This window comes from Enterobacter sp. ECC-019 (assembly GCF_043974075.1).
Taxonomy (GTDB): Bacteria; Pseudomonadota; Gammaproteobacteria; order Enterobacterales; family Enterobacteriaceae; genus Enterobacter; species Enterobacter asburiae_D.
On record NZ_CP143759.1, the window covers coordinates 1,614,189 to 1,629,854 of the forward strand.

Annotated in this window: 14 protein-coding genes; 9 read left to right on the forward strand and 5 right to left on the reverse strand. The window is 55.3% G+C overall.

Translation table 11 applies throughout. The features are described from left to right. Window positions 1-26: 26 nt before the first annotated feature. Entirely contained in the window at window positions 27-1,958 is a 1,932-nt protein-coding gene (locus tag V1566_RS07540; protein ID WP_395305490.1) for an EAL domain-containing protein, read from the reverse strand. Between the two features lie 17 nt (window positions 1,959-1,975). After that, window positions 1,976-2,470: a molybdopterin-dependent oxidoreductase gene (locus V1566_RS07545; RefSeq protein WP_121425627.1), complete on the reverse strand. Its 495-nt coding sequence runs from the start codon at window positions 2,468-2,470 to the stop codon at window positions 1,976-1,978. 807 nt (window positions 2,471-3,277) lie between these two features. Here V1566_RS07545 and V1566_RS07550 point away from each other — a divergent pair. Further along, window positions 3,278-3,541 (forward strand): helix-turn-helix transcriptional regulator, encoded by a 264-nt coding sequence (locus V1566_RS07550; RefSeq protein WP_332982801.1) that lies wholly within the window; start codon window positions 3,278-3,280, stop codon window positions 3,539-3,541. Here the strand turns inward: V1566_RS07550 and V1566_RS07555 are convergent. After that, complete coding sequence (locus tag V1566_RS07555; RefSeq protein WP_395305491.1) at window positions 3,538-4,743, reverse strand: L-dopachrome tautomerase-related protein; 1,206 nt, start codon at window positions 4,741-4,743, stop codon at window positions 3,538-3,540. The genes V1566_RS07550 and V1566_RS07555 overlap by 4 nt on opposite strands. 109 nt (window positions 4,744-4,852) lie before the next feature. Between V1566_RS07555 and V1566_RS07560 the strand changes: the two genes are divergently transcribed. After that, complete coding sequence (locus V1566_RS07560; protein ID WP_395305492.1) at window positions 4,853-5,752, forward strand: LysR family transcriptional regulator; 900 nt, start codon at window positions 4,853-4,855, stop codon at window positions 5,750-5,752. Between the two features lie 16 nt (window positions 5,753-5,768). After that, complete coding sequence (locus V1566_RS07565) at window positions 5,769-6,278, forward strand: hypothetical protein (protein ID WP_395305493.1); 510 nt, start codon at window positions 5,769-5,771, stop codon at window positions 6,276-6,278. A 30-nt stretch (window positions 6,279-6,308) separates the two neighbouring features. On the opposite strand, the gene V1566_RS07570 is transcribed toward V1566_RS07565, so the two are convergent. Together V1566_RS07570 and V1566_RS07575 are read right to left on the reverse strand one after the other, a co-directional pair. Further along, window positions 6,309-8,093, reverse strand: a complete 1,785-nt coding sequence (locus V1566_RS07570) for a diguanylate cyclase (RefSeq protein WP_395305494.1) — start codon at window positions 8,091-8,093, stop codon at window positions 6,309-6,311. A 120-nt stretch (window positions 8,094-8,213) separates the two neighbouring features. Next, window positions 8,214-9,323 carry an AI-2E family transporter gene (locus V1566_RS07575; RefSeq protein WP_159515581.1) on the reverse strand — a complete coding sequence of 370 codons (1,110 nt, stop codon included), beginning with the start codon at window positions 9,321-9,323 and terminating at the stop codon, window positions 8,214-8,216. Window positions 9,324-9,686: 363 nt separating this feature from the next. Between V1566_RS07575 and mmuP the strand changes: the two genes are divergently transcribed. The 6 genes from mmuP to tauD all read left to right on the forward strand — a co-directional run bounded on the left by mmuP (window position 9,687) and on the right by tauD (window position 15,641). Further along, window positions 9,687-11,087 carry an S-methylmethionine permease gene (gene mmuP / locus V1566_RS07580; RefSeq protein WP_395305495.1) on the forward strand — a complete coding sequence of 467 codons (1,401 nt, stop codon included), beginning with the start codon at window positions 9,687-9,689 and terminating at the stop codon, window positions 11,085-11,087. Then, on the forward strand, window positions 11,074-12,006 hold the full coding sequence (gene mmuM / locus V1566_RS07585; protein WP_395305496.1) for a homocysteine S-methyltransferase: 933 nt from the start codon (window positions 11,074-11,076) through the stop codon (window positions 12,004-12,006). Before mmuP ends, mmuM begins: the two co-directional genes overlap by 14 nt. A gap of 222 nt (window positions 12,007-12,228) precedes the next feature. Next, window positions 12,229-13,191: a taurine ABC transporter substrate-binding protein gene (gene tauA / locus V1566_RS07590; RefSeq protein ID WP_023293188.1), complete on the forward strand. Its 963-nt coding sequence runs from the start codon at window positions 12,229-12,231 to the stop codon at window positions 13,189-13,191. 10 nt (window positions 13,192-13,201) lie between these two features. Next, window positions 13,202-13,969 carry a taurine ABC transporter ATP-binding subunit gene (gene tauB / locus V1566_RS07595; RefSeq protein ID WP_029739736.1) on the forward strand — a complete coding sequence of 256 codons (768 nt, stop codon included), beginning with the start codon at window positions 13,202-13,204 and terminating at the stop codon, window positions 13,967-13,969. Further along, window positions 13,966-14,793, forward strand: a complete 828-nt coding sequence (gene tauC, locus V1566_RS07600; protein WP_395305497.1) for a taurine ABC transporter permease TauC — start codon at window positions 13,966-13,968, stop codon at window positions 14,791-14,793. Before tauB ends, tauC begins: the two co-directional genes overlap by 4 nt. Next, on the forward strand, window positions 14,790-15,641 hold the full coding sequence (gene tauD / locus V1566_RS07605; RefSeq protein ID WP_032661615.1) for a taurine dioxygenase: 852 nt from the start codon (window positions 14,790-14,792) through the stop codon (window positions 15,639-15,641). The genes tauC and tauD overlap by 4 nt, the downstream gene beginning before the upstream one ends. Window positions 15,642-15,666 lie beyond the last annotated feature (25 nt).

Sequence of the window (15,666 nt, forward strand, 5' to 3'; positions counted from 1 at the left end):
GGGCCATGAAAAGCCACGCAACCATTTCAACCGTATCTAATCTTCCTGTCAATCTCAGCCTGTGGTTTTCCGAACAGGTATCCCTGCACGAGATCGCAGCCAAGCGCCTGAAGACGTTCAAGCTGCGCTTCGGTTTCAACACCTTCCGCAATGACCCGCATATTGAGGCTCTTCGCCATACCGGTAATCAATTTAACGATATTAAGGGCGTCATCCTGCGTGGATATCGGGTTAACAAAGGATTTGTCGATTTTAATTTTATCAAAATTCAGTTCACTCAGTCGTGAGAGCGACGAATAACCCGTTCCGAAATCATCGATAGAAATTTTTACACCCAGCGTTCTGAGCTTTTTGAGAATAGTGAGGGGCGTATTGCTGTCACTGAAGAGCGAAGACTCCGTAACTTCTAACTCAAGTCGGCTGGCCGGAAGTCCTGTCTCCTTCAGGATGGACTGTACCATCGTCGTAAACGATTTCGTGCCCAGCTGAACGGGTGAGACGTTCACAGAGATCCTTGCCGGAACGGCCCAGGAAACCGCTTCCCGGCAGGCAAGCTCAAGCACATTTTTGCCGATCTGATTGATCATCCCCGTTTTTTCAGCGACAGAAATAAAGTAATCAGGTGACAGTATCCCCTTCACCGGGTGTATCCAGCGAATAAGCGCTTCATAGCCGTAAATTTCATTGCTGAATGAATCGACAATAGGCTGGTAATAAACAACGAATTCATGGTTATCGATCGCCAGTGCCATATCATGTTCAAGGGTTCTGCTTTCCTGCAACTTTTGCAGCATCCATTGACGGAAGACCTTTATCTGCTGTGAACCCTCTTTTTTGGCTTCGTAGAGCGCCAGATCGGCAAATTTATAAAGATAATCAGAGCGCCGCTCATTATCAGATAAAACGATACCCACACAGGTGGCGATTTTTATCAGCTGGTTATTAATCGTATAGGGCTGGCTGATATGTTCGCTGATTTCTTTGGCGCGCGAAACGGCTGCTGTTTCGGTGAGGCCACTGGACAGAAGGGCGAACTCGTCTCCGCCCAAACGGTAAAATGTATCCGTGGCGCTGCTCATTGAGGTGAGCCGTCTGGATACCTGATTCAACAGTAAATCGCCGGTATCATGGCCATAGGTATCGTTGACCTCTTTGAACCGGTCTAAATCAAATAACATCACCGTGACGGGGATGTGGTTTTTATCTGCCTGAAGATTAATTTTGTTGAGATCGTCCCAGAAGAAAAGGCGGTTTTTCATGCCGGTGAGGGAATCATGATAAACATCATATTCCAGCTTCGAGTTCTGAATTTGCAGCGTTTCTTTTGATTTCTGAAGTTCGTCAGCAAGGCTTTTAACCTGCATGTGCGCTTTGAGAATGTTTTTATTCTGGTAGATCATTAAGAAACCAAGAATAAAGCTTAATATCACCAGGAGTAATGAAAGTGCGGAGTAAATATAGTAAAGGATCTGTATTTTATGGTTGGATTCATTAACCGTATTAATATCTTTCGTTAATGCCGTTGCAGAGAGCTGGCTCAGCGGTGCATCGAGAACATGCATATTTGTCAGATACGACTGCAACTCTGGGTGGCTCATTTTTTCAAGATGGCTATCCAGATAGGTCAGTATTTGCTCTAAGCGCAAAGCGAGCTCCTGATGCGCTTTATCGCTGTTAATATAGCGACCTAAATCTCCCCCCTTCATTAAATCGCCCTGGCTGAGCATAATTTCGAGACGCATGCGGACCTGGTCTATCGTAACGTCATCGGTATCGGTTGCGTATAGACCAAGCCATGATTCAAAACGGTAATACTCTGATACCAGTTGTGCCACGGACCAGGACTCAGTGTATTGAGTCAGTTTTTGCAATTCCTGCTGTCGATCGTAAACAAGAAATGCAATATATCCTGTCGTGATAAAAAGAGAAAAAATGATACCAACCAGTATCCTGTTCATTATGTTCTCCTGAACTGCTACTCAATCTTCATTTTGCTAACCTGCCATGCTGATCGCGAGTAATAAATCTGATTATTCAACTCAGGAAGACTGTCATAGGGGTATACAATGAATGATGGACCTTTATCGCGGATGCGCATATATTCGCCATTGACCTTTAAGGCAAGTATGGCGTTGTATTTTTTGAAATCACTGAGAGGGATCACGGTAGAGTAATCATTGAGCGCAATGACATTAACGTTAGTACCCTTCGCACCTACATAATCCATGAGTTTGTTCATGGGAACACCCTCAAACTTAGTACGTCCATTATACCAGGGGGATGTAGTCTCGAAACTCACCATGCCCAGTTTTTCAAGGCTGGCGAGATCAAACACTGCTTTTCCATTTTCATTCGTATTTTCTATATTACCGTAAATCGTTAAAATGGGTTTACCAACTGGTTTTGGCAGATCGCCAGCCCAGGTTACACTTTGTACCAGACAGCATAACAGCAGTAGGGTTAATCGCATTTTGGCCTCCACTTTTTAACAGAAGTATAAGAATTATAATTTAGATATCACACTAGTTTATATATTTTGTTGAGTAGCAAGGCCTTTTATAGATTTTATTGCCATAAACTCAATAAAATCAGTTGGTTAGGTTGTGGTGATGCCAGGGGGTTTGGCAGTCGAAGGACGCTCAAATTTTTGAGAAAAGCTAAAGCTGCTTGCATAAGCTCTCTTGTGTTTAAAAAACGATCGCTTTTATTGATTGTTATTATCTCATACCACTGATTTTACCGATGATGAAAACGACGAGCATGCAAACGCTCAGTGTCAGCCCTTAGCGGGTTTAGCCCTGGCGGAAGTGACGCTTCCGGTACTGTCTGGCTGTGCAAAATTCGCTCATCTTTAACAAGGAGGCATAGGCTACGCTGTGTCTGAATGGACGAATACTATCCTGCCGTTTTGCCCAGGCCATCAAACGCGCTAAAAAGGTGACCGCCTACGGGCTGAGTTTTTTCTTATGCGATGGCAGAAAATGTAAATAATGAAGAGAAGGGGGGGGAGATATTATCGATGAGATCGTCAGTTTACGGTTTCAATCTATGTCTGAATAATTGACTGGTTTTTTGACGCATCTTCCATTGGGAAACTTTTACTTTTTTATTTCCTTCGGTCCGATATTTCCCGGTAATTGTTAAAGGGTATGCGTTAACGTGTTCTGGTTGTCCTGTTCGCTGTTGGCAAATATAAAGAAGCTGCTGTCATTCACTCTATTATTAGGGGGGTATTCCAAATTGTCATGGGATGACTTTGCCAGCGGCCTTCTTGTAAATAAACTTTCGCCAGGAGTGTGGCATAAGTATAGGTCTCTATATTCGAAGCCGGAAACTTGAAAAAGCCGCGCATATGCTCAGACATACGCAGCTCTCGGTTTCAGATATATTCACGATGTTAGGCTACGAGGAGCCGTCAACGTTCAGCAGAGCGTTCTCGAATCAATATGGACTCTCCCCAACCAAATACCGTGAGCAGGCTAAAAAAAGTCACTACATGAATGGGTTGTCGATGTTGATTACTGAGGTAACGCGCGACTAATCCTTTGAAGCTCTGAGAGGCAAGCGCCATAAATCATAGCGTTCCTCTCCGGATTTAACGGCTCCCGCGAAGTGGTCATTGAGGCTACTCGAGGTAAATATCAGATCCCCATTCGGACGGATTGCCGGCGTGTCTGGCCAGTGGACGTCTTCGCTTGCCGCAATCAGTGACATGGAAAGGGTCTTAGGATCGTATCTGACGATACCATTGCGTGTGACATCGGTAATGTAGAGGTTACCTTTTTCATCTGTCACAATACCGTCGGTATTGCCTCCCACTGTACCCAGATCGCGGATCTGTTCGGCGATTTGCGCATCGGTTGAAGCTGGCTGCCTCAATATCGCGGTTGGTACCGCATACGCGCGGGTGCCGGTTGTCACCGTCCAGTACAGCGTGCCCGCATCGGGAGAAAGTGCAATGCCATTGATTCCAATCAGTAATGGTTTACCCGGCCATACTTCAGCCCCGTGTGAGATGACGTTGACGCCTGGCTCAATTTGCAGTGCAGGGTGACGATCGAGCACGCGCCGGGCCTTGCCGGTGGCGAAGTCCACGACAATAACCCCTACACGGTTTTCCGGTGCACTCCGCGAGCCGCTGTCGGAGATATAGGCGACACGGCGGTTCTCATCGACAACCACATCGTTAAGGAAACTGGCCTTGCGGTCCGCTACGCTATCCAGGGCGATACGTTTAATGGTTCGGCCAGAGTTAAGATCCAGCACGACCAGTTTTTGCGATCCCACGGGAGATTCCGTTTCCCCTGCAACAAACCCCATATCCAGCGCCCATAGCCAGCCGTTTTTACGATCAACATAAAAGCCGAGTACGTTGCGCAGGTTCTGTTCGGGAGCGGAATTCACCGCATTCCCCTCGCGGGACGGAAATGCCGTCAGGCGGGCAGGGCCGGATTGCACCGTCGTATCCAGAATGCTCAGTGTCGCGGGAGCCGCAGCTGAAACCAGCCGGGGCGTGCTGACAAAGGCCCGGCCCTTTGCATCAAAGTGGATACCCGCAATAGGGGCATTGACCGAACCGGAAAACGTCGCAGGTATCTGTCCGTCTCGAGGGGTATCCCAGCTCACACCGGCGTAGCTTCGCCAGCGCTCCAGAGGCGCGTGGTTCGCCGCGTTGACAACACTCGGGAAAGAGAACAGCGCCGCCATAGCGATGGCGGGCAAAGTAAGGGGGTGGTTGAACATTGACAGGCTCCAGTAGCACGTTCAGATGATGAATGCAGGTCACTTTACTCATCGCCCAACGGGAGATAAATTAGCCAAATTGAAAAAGATTTGTTCCAGAGAGAGCAAAATGAGCCGGAAATTCGATTACCTCGGAGACGTGGAAGTCTTCATTGCTGTTGTTGAACACGGCTCTTTTACTGCCGCAGCTGTTGCCCTTTCAACCACTCCTTCTGTATTGAGCCGCGCGGTCACCCGCCTGGAAGCGCGTCTTGGAAGGCAGCTGTTACAGCGCACGACCCGCCGGGTGGGGCCGACTGAAGCCGGGCGCGTCTATCTTGAGCAGGCGCGCTCAGCGTTTTCTCTGCTTGATGACGCCGAACGCGATGGACGGGGTCAGGAGGGCGATCTGACCGGCCGCGTGCGACTGAGTGTCCCGACCACCTATGGCCACTACCGCCTGCCGTCGCTGCTGGCACGCTTTAGCCAACAATATCCGCGCGTTCAGGTTGAATTGAACATTACTAATCGCAACGTTGACCTGATCGCAGAAGGGTTCGATCTGGCGATCCGTCTGGGACAGTTGCCTGACAGTGGGCTTGTGGCGCGTAAGCTGGAAGATGCGGTATTGCTTCTGGTCGCCTCCCCGGACTACCTGCATCGTAGAGGGAAACCTCAGACGCTAGAGGAGTTGCAGCGCCATCAGTGCCTGCCATTTATCATGCCGCGCACCGGGCGTATCGCCCCTTGGGTATTTCGTGATGAAGGGCGCGATATTGACTGGTTGCCGGGTTCAACCATCGAAATATCAGACGATGTACTCGGCGTGGTTTCGCTCGCGGAGCAGGGGATGGGGATCTGCCAAAGCTATGAATTTATCGTCCGCGACAGAATAGAGCGCGGCCAGTTAGTTGAGGTGCTGCCCCACCTCCGGGGACGAACGAGACCTTTTTCCGTACTGTTTGCACCGCACCGACGTCAGTCGGCAGCTACCCGGGCGATGATTGACCTTCTGACCCTGCAAGAATGACAAGGACGTGTCCACCATGAAAAAAGAGCGTTATTCCTTTTGGGGCCTACTCATCGCGGGCGGGATAGTACTGATATCGGGTTTTGTGGTCTGGTCAGTCAACGTTTACCGCGTGACATTTCTTACTATCCGCGGGGAGCAGTTTCTTGCCTGTGGAACGTTGCTGCTGGCCCTGGTGCTGATGGTTAATTTCATCAAAAAGGGGGGACTGAAAGGAAAGCGCCTTGCTGACGCGGTAAAAATCTACTTCGGCTTCTTCATTTGCAGCCTGCCGGTTGCCACGTTTTTGGTCTTTACAACGGCCTGGCTACTGGATGGGGACTATTCGGCCTGGAGCAAACCTTACAGGTATGAATCCAGTACCCGCCACAGTTGCTCGGGTGCGGAAGTCTACGAGCCGGAATTAAAAAAAGAGATCCGCGTCTGTAACCCGCAGGGTAATTTTTATGCTGATACCACCCTGTACGTGGAAAAGCGGAGTAACGCACTGGGGATCGTGGTGCTTTGGGCTATCACGCGCTCCTGAACCAAGGGAGGGCATTGGCGCGATAATCCGCTAACCCGCCTCCAGCATCCCAAAACTCACAATCCGCGCGCGGCCCAGCTCTTTCGCCCGGTACAAGGCCACATCCGCGGCGCGCAGCAGGTTGTCAGTCTGGGCATGTTGCGGGTAGCTGGCAATGCCAATCGACACGTCCACCGGCCCAATCTCAGTCAGCCCGTAGCGAAGCGACAGCTCATGCACGCCGTTGTAAATCTTCTGCGCGCAGGCGTATGCGCCTGCTTCATCGGCACCGGAAAGCAGCACCAGAAACTCCTCGCCCCCGTAGCGGAATGCCAGTCCGTTGTCATGGGCGGCCCGCTGAACAATTGACGCCACGCTTTTAATCACCAGATCGCCCGCTTCATGACCAAAGCGGTCGTTAATGCTCTTGAAGTGGTCAATATCGATCATCATGCAGCTTAACGGCACGCCGGTGCGCATCGCCTGTGCCGTTTGGGTTTGCAGAGTATCTTCCAGATGATGACGATTACGCAGGCCGGTGAGCGGGTCGAACAAGGCTTTTTCCAGCAACGCGTCGCGCAGGCGTTGGTTAGCCAGCGCCAGCCCGAGCGCTTCGGCCATCAGTTCCAGATACGCACGGGAAGGGGCGTTGTCCGCCGTGATGTTCTGGAAAGAGAGCAGGCCAATGGCCTCGCCCTGGGCGATAAGCGGCACGCACAGGGAACTTTCCGCCTGGGAGGCCGGAAGATGGTAGCAGGCGATATCCGGCTCACCGTTTACCGGCGGGTGGCTCTGCCCGCGACGCACGGCCCAGCACTCGTCCGGGTGGAACGTCGTCTCTTTACCGATGGGTGAAAGCCACTGCGCGACGCTGCGCATCTGCCACGGATCGCGGTCAAGAATGTAGAGCCGGCCCGCGATCCCCGGCGCGATATTGGGGGCAAACAGTTCCGCCACGTTAATCACATCGTTAAAGTTCTCACACCCCTGCAGCCGCTGTGTCATGCGCGCCAGCAGCTCGCGGATGGCCCAGTCGGCATCTCGCTCTCTTTCCAGACGCTGTCGCGCAAGGCCGTTTTCACGGAAGATGCGGATGGCCTGCGCCATATCGCCAATCTCATCAATCTGGTTGAAATTGGGCGTTTCAACCGCGTAATCCTGGGACGCCAGGCGGTGTACCACGTCGCTCAGGCGCACCACGGGGCGCAGCACGCGGCGCTTTAATATAAAACCGAGAACAAACAGGAACAGCAGGGCGGTTAGACCGACCATCAGCTCAGAGGCCGTACGCAGCGCTTTCGATTTTTTTGTCGCCTCCTGAACGGAGGCGATGACGCGCTTGTCGAGTATCTGGCGGAAATGATCGATCTGGTTCTGCGCGCGCTCCAGCTCTTGCTCATAGGGCGCACCGTAGAGCAGGGCGACGGCTTCTGCGTCGTCTCCTCGCTCAAGGCTGGAGAGTGCAGTTTGCTGTTCGTCCTGCAGTTCATCGACGATCTTTATCCCTTCATGCAGCAGGGACAGTTCTTCATCCGATGCGCCGTTATCCTGCAACTTTTCCAGTCGAAGCTCGATGCTCTTCAGGCTGTTTTCTGCCTGGTTATATTCCTTGAGAACCTGAGGCTCTTTTTTTATGACGTACAGCCGTGCTAAATCGGACTGCGCCCAGATATCGGTTTCGATATCTTCCGTGAGCTGATCAAATTTCTGCCGTTGTTCAACGGCCTGGCGCTCGAGGGTATCAGCTTTGGACGCCATCAGCATGATGATGCCGGAGGCGATGGTCAGGCAGACCGTGGCACCATAGGCCCAGTTTGTTATCGTCGCGATTCGCACCTGATGATCCTTTTACAACATGAGTAGGATGGCGTTCTTTCAAATTATAGAAAACGTTTGATTTAAGGCGAAAAAAAAGGCGGCACAGCGCCGCCTGGTGTGGTCTATATCGTCACATCCTCACAATTCTGGAGGATTTTTTCCTTCTTCGATGAAGTCGGGGTCCAGCTCTTCGGCGTTACCTTCGTGATCGCGCCCTGAAAAGAGGTTCCAGCAGGCGATAAACAGCGCGGCAATGAGCGGCCCAATCACAAAGCCGTTAATGCCGTACAGCTCCATGCCGCCGAGGGTGGAGATCAGAATCAGGTAGTCCGGCATTTTGGTGTCTTTCCCCACCAGCAGCGGGCGCAGAATATTGTCCACCAGCCCGACGATAATCACGAAGAAGCCGACAATAAACAGCCCTTGCCACAGCTGGTGGGTGGCGAACAGGAAGATGGCGGCGGGCACCCAGACAATCGCCGAGCCGATGGCGGGCACCAGCGAGAGGAAGGCCATCAGCGCGCCCCAGAGCACGCTGCCGTCAATACCCGCAATCGCAAACGCAATCCCGCCGAGTATGCCCTGAACCACCGCCACCGCCGCCGTACCTTTTACCGTGGCACGCGATACGCCGACGAATTTGGCGAACAGGTGCTGCTTGGCGAAATCAGACAGCGGCAGGGAGTCGAGGATTTGGCGCACCAGATACGGGCCGTCTTTCAGCAGGAAGAACAGCAGATAAAGCATGATGCCGAAGCTAATCGCAAAGCCGAACGTTCCCTTGCCAATCAGAAACGCGCTGCCGGCGAGATACTGTCCGCCCTGCAGGGCGACATCAGAGAGTTTTTTCTGGATCTGCGCCGCGTTGGTCAGGTTGTGATCCGCCAGGAAGCCGCTGGCCCAGTCAGGCAGATGGTTGAAGATGCTCGCCACCACTTCCGGAAACTGGGTGTTATTCTCCTGGAGCTTCGTATAAACCACGTTCAGCTCAATGGCGAGCGAGGAGAGGATCACCATCAACGGGATAAAGACGATCAGGCAGATAATGCCAATGGTCAACAGCGAGGCAAGCCCGTTGCGATCCCCCAGCGCGGCGCGCAGCCTGTTTTTTACCGGGTTAAAGATGACGGTCAGAATAGCGGCCCACAGTATCGCGGAGAAGTAGGGCGACAGCACGTCGAAGAAGGCCCAGGTCACAAGGGCAAGAATAAAGATAAAGAAACCTTTGGTCAGTCCGTTAAAGCGCATCAGTCAGTCCTGTTACTAAGAAACTGTGTCGACTATAGAACTGATTGTGAGAATTACCAACCCTTAGGCCGGGTGGTGGCTGCGCCTTACCCGGACTAAGGACGGTGTTGCGGTATGAATCTGCTCTTCACAGATACCACTTTCGACTGACCGAAGATCGCCTCTTCTCGCACCATGCTGTAAGTATCTGCCTGCGGAGGTGCTTATGGCCTGGCGTCCGATTCTCTATGTGATCCTCACCACCCATCCCAGACTCAGCGCGCGGCGTGCCCGTTTGCGTCTGGTCATCTAGCTTTTTATTAACAATCGCGGTATAACACACCTTCTTTGGATGTTTAGATGTCCATACGTATAGAAGGTAATATGCAAACACAACAAGAAAATGGGCAGCTTAAGCGCACCATGAAAACACGCCACCTGATTATGCTCTCACTGGGGGGCGTGATTGGGACAGGGTTATTCTTCAATACCGGATACATCATTTCCACGACCGGGGCAGCGGGCACGCTGCTGGCGTACCTGATAGGTGCGCTGGTGGTCTGGCTGGTGATGCAGTGTCTGGGCGAGCTTTCCGTGGCGATGCCAGAAACCGGCGCGTTCCACGTCTATGCCGCGCGCTACCTTGGCCCGGCGACGGGCTACACCGTGGCGTGGCTCTACTGGCTCACCTGGACGGTGGCGCTTGGTTCAAGCTTCACCGCCGCAGGGTTCTGTATGCAGTACTGGTTCCCGCAGGTGCCTGTCTGGGCCTGGTGCGTGGTCTTCTGCGTGGTGATTTTTGGCCTGAACGTCATCTCGACGCGCTTCTTTGCTGAAGGCGAATTCTGGTTCTCCCTGGTGAAAGTCATCACCATCATCGCCTTTATTATCCTTGGCGGGGCGGCGGTCTTTGGCTTTATCCCGATGCAGGACGGTTCACCCGCGCCGGGGTTAAGCAACATCACCGCCGAAGGCTGGTTCCCGCATGGCGGCCTGCCGATCCTGATGACCATGGTGGCGGTGAACTTTGCCTTCTCCGGCACTGAGCTTATCGGCATCGCGGCGGGGGAAACGGAAAACCCGCACAAGGTGATTCCGGTTGCTATCCGTACTACCATTGCGCGCCTGATTATCTTCTTTATCGGTACCGTATTTGTGCTGGCGGCGCTGATCCCGATGCAGCAGGCGGGCGTGGAAAAGAGCCCGTTCGTGCTGGTGTTTGAAAAGGTCGGTATTCCTTACGCGGCTGATATCGTTAACTTCGTGATCCTGACGGCGATCCTCTCGGCGGCGAACTCAGGTTTGTATGCCTCCGGGCGCATGCTGTGGTCGCTGTCGAATGAGAAAACGCTGCCGCGCTGCTTTGCCCGCGTGAACAAAAACGGCGTGCCGCTGGCGGCGCTCTCGGTTTCTATGCTCGGCGGCGTGCTGGCGCTGTTCTCAAGCGTCGTGGCGCCGGATACGGTGTTTGTCGCGCTCTCGGCGATTTCAGGCTTTGCGGTGGTGGCGGTCTGGATCAGCATCTGCGCGTCGCACTTCGTTTTCCGTCGTCGCCATTTGCAGTCCGGGCAGCCGCTCTCTGCGCTGCAGTATCGTGCGCCGTGGTATCCGCTGGTACCGGTGCTCGGTTTTATCCTCTGCGTGGTAGCCTGTGTCGGCCTGTGGTTTGATCCGAGCCAGCGCATTGCCCTTTATTGCGGGCTTCCGTTTGTCGCCCTGTGTTATGGTGCGTACTACCTGACCCGAAATATGACATCGCAGGAGCCTGAACATGTCGCAGAATAACCCGCTTACCGCCATCCTGGAAAAACAGCCGTTTGTGGTGCTGGATGGCGCGATGGCGACGGAGCTGGAAGCGCGCGGCTGTAACCTGGCAGACAGCCTCTGGTCTGCCAAAGTACTGATGGAAAACCCGGAACTTATTCGCGAAGTGCATCTTGATTACTACCGCGCAGGTGCGCAGGTGGCGATCACCGCCAGCTATCAGGCCACCCCCGCGGGGTTTGCGGCGCGCGGCCTGGACGAAGCGCAGTCCCGCGCGCTGATCGGCAAAAGCGTGGAGCTGGCGCGTAAGGCGCGCGAAGCGTATCTGGCTGAAAACCCGCATGCGGGCACGCTGCTGGTGGCGGGCTCCGTTGGGCCGTACGGCGCGTATCTGGCGGATGGCTCAGAGTATCGCGGCGACTATGTGCGCAGTGCGGAAGAATTCACCACCTTCCACCGCCCGCGCTTGGAAGCGCTGCTGGATGCGGGCGCTGACCTGCTGGCCTGCGAAACGCTGCCCTCGTTTGTAGAGATTAAGGCGCTGGCGGCGCTGCTGTCTGAATATCCCCGTGCCCGGGCGTGGTTCTCATTCACCCTACGCGACAGCGAGCACCTGAGCGACGGTACGCCGCTGCGTGACGTGGTCAGCGTGCTGGCAAACTCTCCGCACATTGTCGCGCTGGGCATTAACTGTATCGCTCTGGAAAACACCACGGCGGCGCTGAAGCATCTGCAAAGCCTGACGTCGCTGCCGCTGGTGGTCTATCCGAACTCGGGCGAGCATTATGATGCGGTAACCAAAACCTGGCACCACCACGGTGAAGCGTGCGAGACGCTGGCGGGGTATCTGCCGCAGTGGCTGGCTGCCGGGGCTAAGCTGATTGGCGGATGCTGTCGGACCACGCCGAAAGACATTGCTGAGCTGAACGCGCAGCGCTGAGTGCTTTGCCGGGTGGCGGCTACGCCTTACCCGGCCTACAAATTGCACTCACCGTAGGCCGGGTAAGCGCAGCGCCACCCGGCGAAACAACCGCACAAAATTCACTATCCTTTCCCGCTTTTTATCTAAAAACGAATCGTTATGAGCGATTCATTTTTATTCCTTTATCAAAATTCCCGCGCCGGAAATACTGCCCTCATAACAACAAGGGGAGCAGGCACTATGGCAATTTCATCGCGAATCACACTTCTCGGCGCACTGGCGCTGTGGGCATTTCAGGCGCAGGCGGTGGACGTCACCGTCGCGTATCAAACCTCTGCGGAACCGGCGAAAGTCGCGCAGGCGGACAACACCTTTGCCAAAGAGAGCGGCGCAAAAGTCGACTGGCGCAAGTTCGACAGCGGGGCGTCCGTCGTGCGTGCGTTAGCCTCCGGCGACGTGCAGATCGGCAATATCGGCTCCAGCCCGCTGGCGGTTGCGGCCAGCCAGCAGGTTCCGATCGAGGTTTTCCTGCTCGCCTCGCAGCTCGGTAACTCCGAAGCGCTGGTGGTGAAGAAGAACATCACCAAACCGGAAGACCTGATCGGCAAACGCATCGCCGTGCCGTTCATCTCCACTACCCACTACAGCCTGCTGGCGGCGCTCAAGCACTGGGGCATCAAGCCGGGTCAGGTACAAATTATCAACCTGCAGCCGCCGGCGATTATCGCGGCCTGGCAGCGCGGGGATATTGACGGGGCCTATGTGTGGGCACCGGCAGTGAACGAACTGGAAAAAGACGGCACCGTGCTGACCGACTCTGAAAAAGTGGGCCAGTGGGGCGCGCCAACCCTCGACGTGTGGGTAGTGCGCAAAGACTTCGCCGAGAAACATCCTGAGGTGGTGAAAGCCTTCGCCAAAAGCGCGATTGACGCCCAGCAGCCGTACATCAGCAATCCGGATGAATGGCTGAAGCAGCCCGCCAACCTGGAAAAACTCTCCCGCCTGAGCGGCGTGCCGGAAGCAGACGTGCCGGGGCTGGTGAAAGGCAATACCTATCTGACGCCCGCGCAGCAGGTGCAGCAACTGACCGGGCCGGTGAACAAAGCGATTGTGGATACCGCCACCTTCCTGAAAGAGCAGGGCAAAGTGCCTGCGGTGGCAGCGGATTACAGCCAGTACGTGACCGATCGTTTTGTGAAATAAGGAGTCCGCCATGCTGAATATTACGAACCTGTACGCCGATTACGGTGGTAAGCCCGCGCTGGAGGACATCAACCTGACGCTGGACAGCGGTGAACTGCTGGTAGTGCTGGGCCCGTCCGGGTGCGGAAAAACCACGCTGCTGAATCTGATCGCCGGGTTTGTCCCTTATCAGCATGGCACCATTCAACTGGAAGGCAAAAAGGTGGAAGGCCCGGGTGCCGAGCGCGGCGTGGTCTTCCAGAACGAAGGATTGCTTCCCTGGCGCAACGTGCAGGAAAACGTGGCGTTTGGGCTACAGCTTGCGGGCATCAACCGCGAACAGCGGCTGGAAACGGCACGAACGATGCTGAAAAAAGTGGGGCTGGAAGGGGCGGAAAAACGCTTTATCTGGCAGCTTTCCGGCGGCCAGCGACAGCGCGTGGGGATTGCCCGCGCGCTGGCCGCGAATCCGCAGCTGTTGCTGCTTGACGAGCCGTTCGGGGCGCTCGACGCCTTCACCCGCGAGCAGATGCAAACTCTGCTGCTGCGCCTGTGGCATGAGACGGGCAAGCAGGTGCTGCTAATTACCCACGATATCGAAGAGGCGGTGTTTATGGCGACGGAGCTGGTGCTGCTCTCGCCCGGGCCGGGCCGCGTGCTGGAGCGTTTGCCGCTGGATTTCGCCCGCCGCTACGTCGCGGGAGAACCCGTGCGCAGCATCAAATCCGATCCGCTGTTTATCGAACAGCGTGAATACGTCTTAAGCCGCGTGTTTGAACAACGGGAGGCTTTCTCATGAGCATCGTCTTCAGTGAAAAAACGCGCCGCACGCGTCTGTCGCTGCGCTGGCCTTTCTCGCGCCAAATCACGTTGAGCGTCGGTACGCTGCTGGTGCTGCTGGCGGTGTGGTGGGCGGTTGCTGCCCAGCAGTGGGTCAGCCCGCTGTTTCTGCCGCCGCCGGGACAGGTGCTGGCCAAACTCATTACCATCGCCGGGCCGCAGGGCTTTATGGATGCCACGCTCTGGCAGCACTTAGGCGCAAGTCTGGCGCGTATTCTGGTGGCGCTGCTGGCGGCGGTGATTATCGGTATTCCGGTTGGGATCGCGATGGGCTTAAGCCCGACGGTGCGCGGCATCCTCGACCCGCTGATTGAGCTTTACCGTCCGGTGCCGCCGCTGGCCTATCTGCCGCTGATGGTGATCTGGTTCGGCATCGGTGAAACGTCAAAAATCCTGCTGATTTATTTGGCGATTTTCGCCCCGGTTGCCATGTCGGCGCTGGCGGGCGTGAAGAGCGCCCAGCAGGTGCGGATCCGCGCGGCGCAGTCGCTGGGAGCCAGCCGTACGCAGGTTCTGCTGTTCGTGATTTTACCGGGCGCGCTGCCGGAGATTTTAACCGGGCTGCGCATCGGCCTCGGTGTAGGCTGGTCCACGCTGGTGGCGGCAGAGCTGATTGCAGCCACGCGCGGCCTTGGGTTTATGGTGCAGTCGGCGGGAGAGTTCCTGGCGACTGACGTGGTGCTGGCAGGGATCGCGGTGATCGCCGCGATCGCCTTTGGATTAGAACTGGGGCTGCGCGCGTTACAGCGCCGCCTGACGCCCTGGCATGGAGAAATACAATGAGTGAACGTCTGACCATTACCCCGCTGGGGCCGTACATTGGCGCGCAGGTGTCGGGCCTGGATGTGACCCGTCCGCTGAGCGATAACCAGTTTGAGCAGCTGTACCACGCGGTGCTGCGCCATCAGGTGGTGTTCCTGCGCGAACAGGCGATTACCCCGCAGCAGCAGCGCGCGCTGGCCCTGCGTTTTGGCGACCTGCACATTCACCCGGTCTATCCGCATGCGGAGGGCGTGGAGGAGATTATCGTCCTCGACACCCACAACGATAACCCGCCGGATAACGACAACTGGCATACCGATGTGACCTTTATCGAGACGCCGCCCGCCGGGGCGATTCTGGCGGCGAAGCTGCTGCCGGAAACCGGCGGCGATACGCTGTGGACCAGTGGGATTGCGGCGTATGAGGCGCTCTCCGCGCCGTTCCGGACGCTGCTAAGCGGGTTGCGGGCGGAGCACGACTTCAAAAAATCGTTCCAGGAGTACAAGTACCGTAAAACGGAAGAGGAACATCAGCGTTGGCAGGAGGCGGTAGCGAAGCATCCTCCGCTGCTGCACCCGGTGGTGCGTACCCATCCGGTCACGGGCAAGCAGGCGCTGTTTGTGAACGAAGGGTTCACAACGCGCATCGTGGACGTATCCGAGAAAGAGAGTGAGGCGCTGCTGGGGTTCCTCTTCGCGCATATCACCAAGCCGGAGTTTCAGGTGCGCTGGCGCTGGCAGGAGAACGACCTGGCGATCTGGGATAACCGGGTAACGCAGCACTATGCCAATGCGGACTATCTTCCGCAGCGCAGGATTATGCAGCGGGCGACGATTTTGGGGGATAAGCCGTTTTACCGTGCGCCTTGATTGCCGGGTGGCGGCGTTGCCTTAC